This window comes from Streptomyces sp. SAS_270, assembly GCF_052543295.1.
Genome location: NZ_JBMNDS010000107.1, coordinates 16,153 through 31,203 on the forward strand (window position 1 = coordinate 16,153; position 15,051 = coordinate 31,203).

Sequence of the window (15,051 nt, forward strand, 5' to 3'; positions counted from 1 at the left end):
GCCCGCCCTCTCACCAACGGAGGTACTTGGTGGTTGCTCCACCCGCAGCGTTCCGCACCGGTTCCACCGCTCTCGTGCGCGGCGTGGCCCGGTCCTCGCCGCCGTTCCCTCCGTGCCCTGATCTCGATGATCGCTCGCCCAGTGCTTCGTCTGCTTGCACGGCGTGGCTACGCGCGGTCTGGGCGGACAAGGATGTCGCCGAGGCACTCCAGCACTCCAGCCCGGTCCTGGCCATGCAGGTAGAGGCCCTTTGCAGGGCCGAGCACCCCGCCCTCCGTGATGTGCATCGCGCGGCGCTGTCCGTGGCCCGCTACCTGCTGCGGGCCCAGCACCGGGCGACACCCTTCGGCCTGTTCGCCGGCGTGGCCACTGCGGAGTTCGGCCCGCAGGCGCGTGCAGACTGGGGCAAGGAGCACGTGGCCGTCGGCCGCGCGGGGGCAGAGTGGCTGGCGGCCCTGGTCGCACGGTTGGAGTCGTGCCCGGACCTCCTCGAACGGCTGCCCGTCATTGTCAACAACACCGTGACGTACCGGGGAGACCGGCTCATCGTGCCGTTCCAGCCCGGCGTCCAGGACGACCGGACTCGCGCGGTTGAGGTGTCTCTGGCCCTGACCGGACCGGTGCACGCGGTCCTTGCCGCGACCCGACTGCCGATCCGGTTCGGCACCCTCGTGGACAAGCTCCAGGCGGAGTTCTCCGAGGCCGGTCCCGAGAAGGCGCGTCAACTGCTGACGGAGCTGATCCAGCGGCGGGTGCTGATCACGAGCCTGCACGCACCGAGCACCGAGACCGACGCCCTCGGGTATCTGTTGGGCCAACTCGACGCGATCGACGCCGGAAGCCTCGCCCCGGTCGCGGACACCGTACGCGAACTCCATGCGGTCCGGGCGGGCCTGGAGGAGTGCGGCACGCACGGCGGCCGGGACAGCGTCGCGGCGCGGATGCGGGCTCTCGTCCCTGGCCTGCGTCGCCACCCCGTCGCGCTCGACCTCCGCCTGGACGCGCAGCTCGTTCTGCCAGAAGCGGTCGCCCGAGAGATCGAGCGCGCCGCTCTCATCCTGACCCGCTTGAGCATCCGCCCGTACGGGACCGCCGCCTGGAACAAGTACCACCAAAGGTTCTACGAGCGGTACGGCATCGGCACGATGGTGCCGCTCGTGGAGGCCGTCGCGGACAGCGGCATCGGCTATCCCGACGGCTACCCAGGCACTCCGGCCAGCGCACGCAGGCCCCGCATCTCCGCTCGGGATGACGCCCTTGTACGGCTGGCTCAGGCCGCCGCGCTCGACGGCCGTGACGAAGTGATCCTCACGGACGAACAGATCGAGGCCCTGGACGTGGGTCCCGACGAGCCTCGGCTACCGCCGCACCTGGAGATCGGGGTGCGCGTGCACGCGTCCAGTCTGAAGGAACTGCAGCGTGGGCGCTTCCGGCTGGAGGTCGTGAGCGTCTCCCGTGGTGTCGGCGTCTCCACGGGCCGATTCCTCCGCGTGCTGGCCCCCGCCGACCGGCCGGCCCTGATCGCAGAGCTTGCCGACCTCCCGGCCGCCGACGGCAACACCGTGCCCGCGCAGCTGTCTTTCCCGTCCCTGCTCTCCGAGAGTGCCCACGTCACCCGCTCCCCACAGGTCTTACCCACCGTGGTCAGCCTTCAGGAACACCGCGCCCCGCAGGACACCGTCCTCACCCCGGAGGACTTGGCTGTGGGGTGCGACGGCCGCCGCATGTACCTCGCCGTCCCCGAGCGAGGACACCGCGTGGAGGCCGTGGGGATGCACGCGCTGAACCTCCACACCCACACCCCGCCGCTGGTGCGGTTCCTCACCGAACTGTCCCGCGCCCAGTGCGCGCAGGTCACCGTCTTCGATTGGGGCGCCGCCGCTGCGATGCCATTTCTTCCACGTCTGCGGTACGGCCGGACCATGCTGGCACCGGCATGTTGGCGGCTGGAAGCGTCCGAACTGCCCGGCCATGCCAGCCCTCGGACCGAATGGGACGCCGCGCTCAGCGACTGGCGTGCCCGGCGGAGGCTGCCGCGCCGCGTCCACCTCGTGGAGGACGACCGGCGCCTTTTCCTCGACCTCGACGAGGTCGGCCACCGTGCGCTCCTGCGTCGGCACCTCGATCGTTCACGCCTGGCCGTGCTGGTCGAGGCCCCGAAACCGGAGGCGTACGGCTGGTGCGGTGGGCGAGCCCACGAGGTCGTGGTGCCCCTCAAAGCGACCAGGCCGTCGGCCTGGTCGCTACTGCCGGCCCCCAGCCGGGCCCGTGCCCTGTCTGCGGCTCAGATGCAGACGCCTGCCGCTTCCTCGGTTCTTCTGGCCGCCCTGTACGGCGACCCCCGCCGCCAAGACGTCTTGCTCTCCCGGCACTTGCCCGGCCTCCTCGAACAACTCGGCAACCCGCGGTGGTGGTTCATCCGCTTCCGCGACCCGGACCAACACCTCCGCGTACGCATCGCCCTCCCCGACCCGGAAGCCTTCGCCGACACAGCCCGAACGGTGAGCGCCTGGGCCGACGACCTACGAAGCATGAGCCTGCTGGCCGACCTGCGCTATCCCACCTCCTACCGTGAGATGGGCCGCTGGGGCTCCGGCGCCGCATGGGCGGCTGCTGAGGAGGTCTTCCGGGCGGACTCGCGCGCCATCCTGGCCCAGCTCGCGCAGCCACAGTGCCCCGGACTGCGCACGCTGGTGGGGGCCCACACCGTCGCCATCGCCTCCGCGTTCCTCGGCAGCACCGCAGCCGGGATGCGGTGGCTGATTGACCACATCCCGCCGCCAGCCCCCGCTCCTGTGCCGCGTCCGCAATTCACCGACGCCGTACGGCTCGCTGACCCGTCCAACGACTGGGCGGCGCTGCGCCATGTCCCGGGCGGGGACGGCATCGTGTCGGGATGGGTTGACCGCGATACGGCGCTCGCCAGGTACCGGCCGCACCTGCCCGGACCGGACACTCAGGGCATCGCCTTCGACGACGTTCTGGCCTCCCTGCTGCACGTCCACTTCGTACGCCACGTCGCCGTGAACTTTCCGGAGGAAGAGGTATGCCTCTACCTCGCTCGTGCCGCCGCCCTCGCCTGGACCGCCCGCAGGGGGAGGGATTCGTGACCGCCCACCCCACGTTCGGCCTGGTCGACGCCATCGCCGTCCGGCTCGCCGACCCCGACACCGTGCCCCTCGGCTCCAGGACGCTCTCCTCGGACCGGCAGCATCTTGCTTACGGCCCGCCCGGCATCGCGCTCCTGCATATCGAGCTGGCCGCGAACGGCCTCGGCCCGTGGCACCGCGCCCACGACTGGCTCACCGCCGCCTCCCGACAGCCGCTCACCAGCGGCCCAGACAGCCACCCCTTCTACGGAGTACCCGCCTTCGCCCACGCCCTGACCTGTGCCGCCGACCACCTTCCCGGCTCCTACCAACGCGCCCTCGACGCGATGGACGCCCAGATCGCAGTCGACGTCGGACGCCGTCTCGGCGCCGCACACCGCCGCATCGACGCCGGACGCCTGCCGCAGCTCGCCGAGTTCGACGCCATTCGGGGCCTCACCGGATACGGCACCTACCTACTGCGCCGAGACCCCGGCAGCTCCACGACGCGCGCTGTTCTCGACTACTGCGTGCGCCTCACCGAACCGATCACCCACCACGGCGAGACCCTGCCGGGCTGGTGGGCAGAGACCGGGCCCTCGGGCAGCCCGGACGACCGATTCCGCGGCGGACACGCCAACACCGGTATGGCGCACGGCATCGGCGGTGTGCTTGCGCTCCTGGCCCTTGCCGCTCGGAACGGCTCCGCCACCCACGGGCATCACGCAGCACTGCGCACCATCCTGGCCTGGCTGGACTGCTGGAAGGAGGAGGCCAGCGGCGGACCGGTCTGGCCGTACTGGGTCGCTCGGCGAGAGTTGCGCAGGAGGCCTCTCGGCTCGTCAGACCCCAGGCGGCCGTCCTGGTGCTATGGCACCGTCGGCCTCGCCCGCGCCCAGCAACTTGCCGCGCTGGCCCTCGGCGATGCCAGCCGCCAGATCGACGCGGAGAACGCGCTCGTGGCCGCCCTCTCCGATCCTGAGCAGCTGAAGGCTACGACGGACAACGGCCTCTGTCACGGGTTCGCCGGTCTCGCGCACGCTGCCGCGCGTACGGCCGACGACGCCCACCCCTCGACCGCGGAGAAGCTCCGCGCCGCGATCCCGCCGCTCCTGGCTGCGGTCAACCCACCGGGCATCGACCCCGAACTCATGGCCACGGCGCTCATACACGACGAGGAAGGCGGCCCCGGCCTACTCGACGGCGCCGCCGGCATAGCCCTGGCCCTGCTCGCGCCCAGCACCGCCGCACCACCCCGGTCCGCGTGGGACGCATGCCTCCTCATCGCTTGATCCACCGACCGAAGGATCTCTATGCCTCCCGACCGTTGGCAGCAGCACAACATCACCTTCGTCGACCGCGAGATGGCCCGATGCACCATCGTCGAACGCCTCGGCCCCACCCTGATCGAGGCCGAGGCCGACGGGCAGCTCACCGGCTGGTGGTTCATGAACAAGCAGCCCTGGCCGCTGCGTTACCTCGCCGACAAGCCCTCACCAGCCATTGAGTTGCTCCTGAGCGATCTCATCGGCGACGGCGTGGCCGTGTCGTGCCTGCCCTGCGTCTACGAGCCCGAGACCGACACGTTCGGAGGCCCGGAGGCCATGGACGCAGCCCACGAACTGTTCCACAGCGATTCCCGCCACCTGCTCACCTACCAGACGAGCCCGATGCACCTGGGACGCCAGGAGACCGCCGTCCTGCTGGCGAGCGTCATGATGCGCGGTGCTGGACTCGACTGGTTCGAACAGGGCGACGTATGGGCGAAGGTCGCGGCCCTTCGGCCGGCCACCGCTCCACAACCGCCCGAACGAGCCGCCGAACTGGCTGCGGCCATGCACAAGCTCATGACCGCCGATGCCCACAGCCTCTGCCGCCCGGGTGGCCCACTCCACGCGCACGAGGCATGGGGGACCGCCTTCGAACGGGTCGGAGCCACTCTCGCAGACCTCGCAGGCCGCGGCGCCCTCACCCGCGGCCTGCGAGCCGTCATCGCCCACCACGTGATCTTCCACGCCAACCGAGCCGGTCTCCTCCGGGACGACCAAATCGCCCTGTCCCACATCGCACGAGAGGTAGTCATGGGAACGAGTGACCACACCGAGTCGCCCACCGAGGCGATGGCCGACGCCGATAGCGTCAGCGCGGTGAACACCGACACGATCGCCACCCTCACGGCGGACGCCGAGCGCCTCCGCAACGCCCTGGTCGACCAGCTCCGTGCGGACGGACACGCCCGCACGCCCGCCGTCGAGACAGCGTTGCGGACCGTGCCCCGTCACGTGTTCGTGCCTGACACGTCCCTCGAAGACGCCTACGCCAACGCACCGGTGCATATCAAGTACGACACCGACGGCACGTCCATCTCCTGCGCCTCCCAGCCAGGCGTCGTAGCCCTCATGCTGGACCAGCTCGACGCCCAGCCCGGCGAGCGCATCCTCGAACTCGGCGCCGGCACGGGCTACAACGCCGGTCTGCTCGCCCACCTGGTCGGCGACAACGGACACGTGACCACCCTCGACGTCGACGACGACCTCGTGGAAGGCGCCCGCACGCACCTCGCCGCCGCCGGAATCAACAACGTTGAGGCAGTGACCCGCGACGGGGCACTCGGCTACGCCGAAACAGCGCCGTACGACCGGATCACCGCCACCGTCGGCGCGCACGGCGTGCCGCACGCCTGGCTGCAGCAGCTCGCCCCCGGCGGCCGGCTCCTCGTCCCCCAGCGGCTCAAGGGCACCGTGTCCCGCTCCATCGCCTACGAGCAGCGGGACGGTCGATGGGTCTCTCTCGGCAGCGAGATGAACACCTTCATGCCGCTTCGGCGGGGCATCGCCGACGACGACCGCCGAATGATTCCGCTCAGTACGGACGGCGCCGTACGACTTCAGGCCCCCGCCGGGCTCAGCATCGACGTCGATGCCCTCGCGGGTGTACTCGACCAGCCGCGCACCGAGGAGTGGACCGGCATGACGGTCCGCGCCATGGAGTCGCCGGAGTGGATGGAACTGTTCGTCACCTGCTGCTTCCCCTCTGGTCTGATTCGGATGCTGTTCCCCCAGAGCGCCAAGGGCACCCTGCTCGCAGAGGACCCCTACCCCTCTTCGACTGCGATCGTCGACAAGGGCGCCGTCACCTACCTGGCCCGGCGCGTGTCCAAGGAGAAGACCCCCGAGGGCGACAGGCTCTGGGAGTTCGGCGTCGTCGGCCGCGGCCCCGGCAGTGATGAGCTGACCGCGAAGGTCGCCGACACCATCCGTACCTGGGACAGGGAGTACCGAGGCCGTGAGGCCACGTTCGAGATCCAGCCCCTCGACGCCCCAGAGATCGAGCAGCGCCCCGGTCTCTTCGCCCTCGACACGCCGCTGAACCGCATCGTCGTCGACTGGCGATGACGCCCCACGCGTAGCGGACGGTGCCCGTCGGCATACGGCTGGCGGGCACCGTCGCCTCAGCAGTCCTCACTCTCGACCTGGGGGATTCATGGACCCACGCGGCCCCATAGCCCAGCGCTTCCCGCTCGTCGCCCGATTCCGCCCCGCCTGCCTGCCCCTGCCTGAACGCGTACACGCACTCGCCGACTTGGCCGACACTGCGGTGAAAGAGACCGACCAGGGGCTCGCATCGGCCGTCTACAACCAGGCCGCGCTCGTCGCCTCAGACCTCGACCTCTCCGACCTCGCCAGCGAGATGTGCCACCAGCACGCCGCCGTCTACCTTCATGCCAGCCCCCTGCCCGGCATGAGCGCGATCCGAGGACTGGAACCGGTCGTCAACCTGGCCCGTCTCCAGATCCGCGCCGGTCACGCCGATGAGGGCCGTGAGCGACTCCTCAGCCTGTACAAGGCCGTCGAGACGGGCACAGCCGCCCGGTTCGAGGGCGTCAACGTACCTGGGGACCTCACTGCGACCGGCGAAGACCGCCAGGAAGTTCGCGCGTGGCTGTGGCGCGTCCTCCTCGCAGACGGCACACGCACCCTCACCACAGAGGGGCGATGGGCCGAGGCGCTGGCACACATCGAAGCCCACCATGGCATCGGAAAGCGGATGCTCGACGGTCGGCAGGTCGCCGTACTCGCCGCCCTCGTTGCGGGTGACACCGCGTGGGCCGCTCTCCTCCTTGCCGACACGGTGCCCGGCGATGCGTGGGAGCAAGTAGTCACGGCATGCCTGACCGTTCTATGCCGCCGCGACGCCGGGCACCCGATCGACGGCCACCTGGCGGACCTGGTGACGGCTTACTCCGGACGGAAGATCTACCCGGGAACGACCGTCTTCGATACCCGGCTCGGACTTACAGTCCTTGATGCGATTGGTTCAGCCGAGGCGCTCGCCGCGCACCGCATCGTCGAGGACCTCCATCGCAGGACGACGGACGCCGAAGACGGCTACGTGGCACGCGAAAACTTGGCTCATCCTCTGTTCACCAAGATCGCCACGGACCGGCAAGTGCAGGACTGCCGCGCTCTGGTGCGCACCTGCGCCCTCGGCGCAGGGATCCTCCCGGACGAGCTACGAGGAGAACTGATGGCGGCTTTGCGCGCCAGCGACAGCGTGATCCGGGAAAGCCTCGAACGTCCCTCCGATCCCGGACGTACATCCACCTTGGGGAGATAGCCACGGTGCAGCAGCGCCATGGCCGGTCAAGGGTGCTATCGAGCGTCGCTTTGTGAGGGTGAGATTGCCGGTAAGGGCCGTGCCACCCGACGCGTACGGTCAGGGGTCGGGCCTGCGCCGGCTCGGCTGGTCGTCGGCCCGCGGGGCATACGGTTCGTCGACTGTTCCTGGGCCTGGCACCCCGAGAACCTACTATCTTGCCCGAGCCTCGCGGCAAGGGCGGGGGTCGTGTGCTGTGGCGATCGGCCATCTACTGGGCCAGCCCCACAGCGCTGACTACCAACTCCTACAACCGGCGGTCGGCGGCGCTGCCGACCGCCTGTGCCGTGACGAGGAGCTGCCCTCGCTCGGCTTTCTGCGCACGCGGAAGGTGTGACATGCAGTCGGTGGCATCGGCCTCCAGCTTGTGGGGGACGCGCACTTGCAAGCCCATTGCGCAGGCCGCGTGATGGTACGCAGGCACCGACCGCAACCTGACTGCGCAGGGCCCTGGCCGGTTGCATAGCCGGAGGCACATCGCCTGTCCAACGATGCGCAACGGCCCCGCACTTGGCGACAGCTCGATGCGCACACGCGTGGTGAGCCCTCTGGACGGGGCAGACCATGAGCCCGACCACGGCAAATGGAAGGACAACGGCCTACTCCTTCGCGCCCGCATCATCTGACTGCGCAGCCGTCCACGAGAGCTGCGCATCCGCTGCGCATTGCCGTGGTCGGGTGCATGGTCGGGGTTTCGCGGTTGTGGTCGGGTCTGTGGTCGGACGCTGCGCAGCCGCCGCACGGGGTCGGGAGGCCTGCGCAGCTGCTGCGCAGGTCATGCATGCCTGCGGGGAATCTTGGAAGTGCTGGGTGCGCTGCGTGCCCGGTGCGCAGTTCGTCGCGCATTGCCGTGGTCGGGTGTGGCCATGGTCGGGGTACGGGTGTGGTCGGGCCCTGTGTAGCCGCCACACGAGAGTGGTGGGCAGTGTGCGGTGGCTCCGCAGAGCACCTACCCATGCGGTGACCAGCTCCAGGCGACCTTGCGGTCGGGGTCCATTACGGGGTGCCACACGGGCTCGGAGGGACTTTGGGCGCGCAGGTCCGCCAGCGGCGCGGCCAGGGCGGGGACGGCATGCAGGAAGAGCGTCATTGCCGGGTCCTTGGCGGCCGCGTGCAGGGCGTCGATGCGGGTGGTGACGCCGGCGGGGCCGGTGCCGTCCAGGACGAACAACAGGCGAGGGAAGAGCGGATAGTGCCGCCGCCATGCTTCGTGCACTGGCTCCTGCCCGAATGCCGGCCGCCGCTGCCCCGGAGACACTGGCACGTAGCCGTAGAGGCGGGCATACGCGGTGAGTTTCGCCGCCAGCCGTTCCGGACCCATGGTGGCCCGGTCGACCTCGACGAACGCCCGCAACATCGACCCTGCCCGGCCCTCACGGCCACTCCGGTAGTACATGAGGGCGTCAGGGATGACGGCCTCGCCGGCCCCAAGGGAGTGGTAGACCTCGGGTATCCAGTCCAGCGGCCGGCACAGCTCACCGCGGCTGCGGGCGTCCTCGATGAAGACGAGCGCGGTCTCGGTCACCGTCAGGGCGTGTCCCATCCGCAGCCGCCCGGCGGTCGGATCGGCGATCCCTTTCGATGGCCGCCGCCCGCGGAACTCCGGCCACTCAGAGGCGATCTGCACACCGTAGGAGGCGGGGAACCACACGCGCAGCCGTCCCGCCTGGGGCAGGGTGATGCGCTCGACCAGCCCTTCATCGCGCAGTTTGGCCAGCCGCCGCCGGGTCTGCTCGATGCGTACCCCGGGGGCGATCACCCGGTGCAGCTGCTCGGTGGTGGCCATCCGGTACTGCACCAGCACGGCCAGCGCCATCCGGTCGCCACCGCCCGCATCCACGTCGATCATCTCGTCGGCCCGCCTCTCCTCGTATGGGGCGCCGTCCTGTACGGCGCCGCGCACCAGTCACAGCAACAGCCGACCCCGACCACACCTGCGTCCACGCAGGCCCGACCACGGTCACAAAGCGACAACACCGCCCAGACCAGGGCCGACATCCGAGCTGACATCCCCGCCGACAACTGACCGCGTCCTCCCACGCAGCGGACGGCATCCCCGCAGGTCACCACGCCTTCGTCGGCCTGGTCGCCAGCCCGACATCCCCCTCTGCACACCCCCGCGCTCGCCCCGAAACAGAAGAAAAGCAGGTGACAGGGGACGGGGCGGGAGCGTGCCGCCGGGGGATCGGGGCCGCCGTTGTCCCTAGTGCGCGTCGGCGGGCGCCGCCGCGCTCGTGCACCGCAAGAAGCGGCGCACACACCAGCAGCATCAGGGCCCGTGCGTCGGAGTTGTTCACCTCAGCCAGGACGGCATGGTGCTGCGGCGGCGCCTGCCCGGAAGCCTCTGATACCCGGAAGCCCCTGCTGCTTCGCCAGTTGGCCACCGGGCGGGCAGCGCAGCGCGCAGGACAGAGGATCTCGTGAGCCCCTTGCCGAAACGAACGCATTGCATTGACGCGCGGCACAGGAGAGCATTGCCGACCAGAATGGCTGGGCCGTTGACGTGTGATGTCCACGTCCGCCGACGCAACGATCTCAGGGCGTCGCGGCCGGACAGAACGCGGCGCACAGCGCGACTCGTCTGCCTTCTGGACTCTGAACAGTTCTCATGCACCTCACGCGACGGACCCCCAGGCCTCCATCAGCTGCTCGGGCCCGTACGTCGCCGCCGGCCCGTCCACCGTGAACCCGGAGCGGGACACCGCGACCAGCGGGGTGTCCTCGTCGGCGCCGGGCACCGCCAAGGCGTCCCGGGCCAGGGCGGCCAGGGCGCGGTGGTCGAAGGAGCCGCGTTCGTGCCACTTGATCGAGCCGACGAACCCGATCTCGCGCGCCGGCGACCGGTCCGCCCCCACCAGGTCCACCTCGGGATTGTTCGTACGGGGCCACCAGCCGCCCACTTCCCGCACCTCCGGCCACGTGTTGTCGGGGAGCAGCCGGGCCAGCGACTCCCTCACGACGGGTTCGATCGCCCGCCCGCGCCACGAGGTCCAGCCGCGTTCAACCGCCTCGACCACGACTCGACTGCGCCCACGTTCGATCTCCTGGATCCCCCGTTCCAGGAAGGCGAGCCAGAAACGGAGGTAGGGATCGGCGACGCGATAGCGGCGGTCGCGGTCTCCCGGACGGGTGGAGAGCGGGGTGTCGACGGCGACGAGTCGTTTGTCCGCGAGGGTGCGCAGGGCGGGGTTGAGCGAGCCGGGCGGGAGCGGCCGGTCCGCTGCCCCGGCTTTCGCGGCGATCGTCCCGAAGGTCCGTTCACCGCTCCCGATCACCGAGAGCACGTGCCTGGCCTGGAGGGAGGTGGGGAACTCAGCGGCCAGCACCCTCTCACCGGAGACGAGGAGGGGGGAGGTGGGGTCGTCGAGGGCGCGGGAGAGGAAGTCGACGCGGCTCTCGCCTTCCCGCCACTCCTGGCAGATGAGCGGCAGGCCGCCGGTGATCAGATGGGCGTCGAAGGCGTCCGCGGCCGGGAGCCCGGTCATTGCCATGACCTCGGAGGGGGAGAGGGGCGCCAGCACCATCTCGACGCCTCGCTGATGGAAGGGGCGGCCGTAGGCGGAGAGCTGCTCCATCATGGCGAGATCGCTGCCGATGATGACGAGCAGTACGGGTTTCCTGCTCAGTACCCGGTCCCACACGGTCTGCAGGGTGCCCTCCAGAACCGGGTCGCCTTCGAGCATCCAGGGCAGCTCGTCGAGTACGACGATGCTGGGGGCGTCGTCCGGGAGCACCGCGGCGAGCTGACGAAGGGCGGTGTCCCATTCGGCGACGGTCGTGACGCCGGCCAGGAGGGTTGTGTCGGGCAGTGAGGAGTGCCGGACCTCGGCGAGGAAGCGGGCCCGTTCCCGGTGGGCATCCTCGCCCCGCGTGGCTTGGTGCACGACGTACGGCACCTGGGCGCGCTCACAGAAGAGGTCCACAAGCCGCGACTTCCCGACCCGACGCCGGCCGCGGAGCAACAGGGCCCGGCCGCGCTGATCGCCCCGCCCGTCGCGCACCCAGGCGAGGTGACGCTCCAGGGCAGCCAGCTCGGATGTACGGCCTACGAAGCCTGGCATGGGTCACCTCTCGAGTTTGCTCATGTTGAACATACTCAAGTGAATCATAGTATGGAGAATCGGAGTAGTGACCCAATCACTCTATGTGATGCACGAGTGTGGCGGGCTGGAGGGCGATGAGAGTGTCGAATGCCTCGAGTCGGGCGCGGGTGGGAGTGCTGGTCTGCAAGTCTCGGTGGAATCAAGGGAGTTCGGCTACCGTTGCATCGCGCCGTGTCTCTTCTTCGGAAGGTGCGGTCGGGACTGCACAGGTTTGGCAGTGGAGCGCATCCCTTGTGGACGCCACTTCGGTGGTGTGGACCGCCCGGTAGGGCAGGACCCGTTCTATCGCCTTGGCGGGGGGCTACCTCGCAGCTTTGCAGAAGGGCTGTTGCATGAGCATCGCCTCCGACAAGAACGCACAGACGCAGCGCACGTGGCACCGCGAGCTCGCGCTCCGTATCGCCGCCGGCCTCGCGGCCAAGGCGCTGTGGGGCGTCGTGCAGACGGCGGCACGGGTCTGCGGCTTGTAGCCGCAGGGTGGTGGGGTCCTCGGACCCCACCACTGACCTGAACGTCAGCCCAGAGAATCGAAGCTCAGCTGCAGATCCTGCGGTCCGGCCTTCGGGCGCTTCCTGCGCCTGCGCCTGCCCTTCGGCACCGGGGGGAGCCGCACACCGCGTGCTTCAGGCGGCAGGCTGTGCCACGTGGGGCGCAGGCCGTCGTCCTCGACAGAGCCGACCAACTTCTTCAGGTATGCCTGGGTCTCGGCGTCTGTCGAATACAGCACCGTGGCCCGGCTGGCCCGGGTCAGCAGCACGTGGTAGGCGTTGCGCACACATTCGTCGAATCGCTCGTTGCTCCTGGCCCGGATGATCTCGTCGGCCGAGCCCGGCGTCCGCACCCGCCGTACGCCGTGTTCCTTGTCGTGGGTCAGCGTCGCGCGTCGGTACTCCCAGTGGTCCTCGCGCCAGACCATGTCGTCACCGATGATCACGCCGCACCAGTCCCACTCCAGCCCCTGCGCGGTGTACACACACCCGATCTGGTCGACGCCCTCTGGCCGTACGCCCCAGAGCTTGGCCGGAGGTTCGTCGTTCGCGCCGGATCTGTCACCCTTGACGTTCCACGGGCGGTGCCAGTCTCCTATGCGCACATCAGGTTCCAGCGTCCTGTCCTTGCGGAGCGGCGTCCAGGGCCAGCAGAACCCCGCGACCATGCGCGCGCTCGCCCCTGCCTCGTTCTCCTCCAGGATGATCCGCTCCAACTCCTCCGGGCTGTCCGCCACTTCGATGTGCATGAGGCCGTCGGGTATCCAGATGTCCGGCTCGCGATCGGAGATGCCGAGGAGATCGTGGACCCAGTCGCGATACCGGTCGCTGCCGCTGCAGCGGAACTGCTTGTGGAGCTCGTACATCCTGGGGGTGATGTGACGGTTCTCCGCGGCTGCCCGGATCAGCTTCACCGTCCCCACCTCGTTGGGACGTACGACTTGGCTTCCGTCCAGCAGGAAGACGGTCACGCGGGCGGCGTCGAGGAGATCATCCACCTGCGGCTGCTTCCCCCATTGTTCCTCCGGCAGGTAGCGGGACGTCGAGCGCTCGCGCAGGCGGTGTGCTTCGTCGCAGATGAGCAGATCCAACGGCGGCTGCGGCGGGGTGATGAAGCTGCTGAAGAAGACGAATCTGTCCTGGAACTCTCCGTCTCCATAGCCGACGTGCTTCTTCATCGCCGCGTCGAACGCGCGGGAGCCGCTGGCGTACTTGACGGTGCGTCCAGCTGCCGAGAAGTGCTCCAGCAGTTCCAGGCCGATCGCGCTCTTGCCGCTTCCGGCGCCGCCTTCCACGACGAAGACGGCGCGTTCCTCGTTCGCGGGAAGGCGCTCCACGGCCAGCCGGATGTCCCGGAAGACCCGACGTTGCTCACCTCGCAGTGTGAACACGGTGTCTTCGCCGCGCGACGACACCATGGCGGTGAGCAGGGGAGTGTTCCGGATGGCCAGCCGCTGCAAAACCCTCTCCGCCGCCGAGGCGCTTCCGTTCTCCGCGAAGCGCTCCCGCAGGTCGGCGAGGAGATCGGCCCGTGTGTCGGCCGTGATGGTCAGCGCGTGCGGCCCCGTGGAGGTGTGGGCGGAGAACAAGGGGTCCACGTCGGAACCCTGGGCGTTGTGCAGGTAGGAGAGGCCTGCGAACTCGATCTGCATGCCTTTCAGCGGGCCCTCGTCGCCGGTGAAGAATTCATACGTGGCTTTGAGTTGGTCGCTGGGGCGCCGCTTTGGTTCCCGCATGCCGGGCACAACAACCTTCTCGGGCTTCTCGGCGCTGTGCGAGACCGAACTCCACCGTTTGAGTTCCACCAACAGAACCGATTCCCGGTCCGTTTCCGGGTGCCGTCCCACCAGGACGACATCCACCGCTGCCTTGGCACCCTCAGGCTTGCACTCCACCAGCATGCGCACATCGCCGCGGCCAGCACTCACCAGGTCGGTAGCGAGCTGGATGAGGCTTTCCTTCCAGGCCTCCTTCTCGCTTTCACTGACTTCCTTCTTCTTGAAAGACAGCCAACGCGCGGCCAGATGGGACAGCAGCAGGCGCCGCTGATCAAGTCTGAGAAGGTCCACCGCAGGAAGCTGCAGCAGGAGCACGAGGAAATCCCCCAGGGCACGAGAAACTCGTGCGGGTGGGGGCATGTCCTGAGGGAAGCCCGTCGGGCCGCATCCGACAGCTGATCACTCTACGGTCACATCATTGAGCGGCGCTTGTGCTTCAGCAGCCGAGTGGGGCGGCCTGACAGCCCCTTCGATAGAGTTCAGGCAATCGTCAACGCGGCCCGACGGGCTTCCGCTCCGCTTCGGTGGAGTTTTGAAGGACATGCCCCCACCCGCACGAGCTACTTCGTGCTGCCTGGGGGCTGTCCTTGCTGTTCCGCGACTCTGCTGCCGCGGTCGCCGCCGAGATCCACGCCGGCTCACTCTTTCTCCGGCTCACCGACCAGTTCGTCCACATGCATGGTCACAAGCCCGGCGGATCCGAGATCCGCTCCTGGGAGCGAAGCCTCCCCGTGCTCGCGAACGCGCTGGTCGACTCGGATCTCGGCCAGGTCGAAATGCTCATCGAGTACGGGCTGCCTCTCACAAGCAAGCGTGCCGACGTGGTTCTCGCGGGGGTTCTGAGGGGCCACGAAGTTTCCGGACAGGGATCCAATAGGGTTGTCCTGAACAGGAAACGAGGAAGAAGTGGCGCCACCCAGCAAGTACTCGCCGGAGT

Annotated in this window: 8 protein-coding genes and 1 pseudogene; 6 read left to right on the plus strand and 3 right to left on the minus strand. The window is 69.1% G+C overall.

Going from position 1 to position 15,051, the window contains the following annotated elements:
* The first annotated feature begins 29 nt into the window (after nucleotides 1-29).
* From ACN6LB_RS41430 to ACN6LB_RS41445, 4 genes are all read left to right on the plus strand, one after another.
* Nucleotides 30-3,110, plus strand: coding sequence for a lantibiotic dehydratase (locus ACN6LB_RS41430; protein WP_445030394.1), 3,081 nt, complete (start codon nucleotides 30-32; stop codon nucleotides 3,108-3,110).
* On the plus strand, nucleotides 3,107-4,381 hold the full coding sequence (locus tag ACN6LB_RS41435; protein WP_445030395.1) for a lanthionine synthetase C family protein: 1,275 nt from the start codon (nucleotides 3,107-3,109) through the stop codon (nucleotides 4,379-4,381). Before ACN6LB_RS41430 ends, ACN6LB_RS41435 begins: the two co-directional genes overlap by 4 nt.
* A 21-nt stretch (nucleotides 4,382-4,402) precedes the next feature.
* Nucleotides 4,403-6,484, plus strand: coding sequence for a methyltransferase, FxLD system (fxlM, locus tag ACN6LB_RS41440; RefSeq protein WP_445030396.1), 2,082 nt, complete (start codon nucleotides 4,403-4,405; stop codon nucleotides 6,482-6,484).
* A gap of 88 nt (nucleotides 6,485-6,572) precedes the next feature.
* A complete protein-coding gene (locus tag ACN6LB_RS41445) occupies nucleotides 6,573-7,706 on the plus strand; it encodes a hypothetical protein (protein ID WP_445030397.1) in 1,134 nt (377 codons plus the stop codon).
* 988 nt (nucleotides 7,707-8,694) lie between these two features.
* Here the strand turns inward: ACN6LB_RS41445 and ACN6LB_RS41450 are convergent.
* Both ACN6LB_RS41450 and ACN6LB_RS41455 read right to left on the minus strand, forming a co-directional pair.
* The gene (locus ACN6LB_RS41450) at nucleotides 8,695-9,648 is read right to left on the minus strand and encodes a replication-relaxation family protein (RefSeq protein WP_445030398.1); all 954 of its coding nucleotides are present in this window, start codon (nucleotides 9,646-9,648) and stop codon (nucleotides 8,695-8,697) included.
* 712 nt (nucleotides 9,649-10,360) lie between these two features.
* The gene (locus tag ACN6LB_RS41455) at nucleotides 10,361-11,806 is read right to left on the minus strand and encodes an ATP-binding protein (RefSeq protein WP_445030399.1); all 1,446 of its coding nucleotides are present in this window, start codon (nucleotides 11,804-11,806) and stop codon (nucleotides 10,361-10,363) included.
* Nucleotides 11,807-12,180: 374 nt separating this feature from the next.
* Here ACN6LB_RS41455 and ACN6LB_RS41460 point away from each other — a divergent pair, with 374 nt between their 5' ends.
* Nucleotides 12,181-12,318, plus strand: coding sequence for a hypothetical protein (locus tag ACN6LB_RS41460; RefSeq protein ID WP_445030400.1), 138 nt, complete (start codon nucleotides 12,181-12,183; stop codon nucleotides 12,316-12,318).
* 44 nt (nucleotides 12,319-12,362) lie between these two features.
* Here ACN6LB_RS41460 and ACN6LB_RS41465 read toward each other — a convergent pair whose 3' ends face one another.
* Complete coding sequence (locus ACN6LB_RS41465) at nucleotides 12,363-14,405, minus strand: DNA/RNA helicase domain-containing protein (RefSeq protein ID WP_445030401.1); 2,043 nt, start codon at nucleotides 14,403-14,405, stop codon at nucleotides 12,363-12,365.
* Nucleotides 14,406-14,701: 296 nt separating this feature from the next.
* Here ACN6LB_RS41465 and ACN6LB_RS41470 point away from each other — a divergent pair.
* Nucleotides 14,702-15,051 (plus strand): annotated as a pseudogene (locus tag ACN6LB_RS41470) (hypothetical protein); the annotation flags it as partial.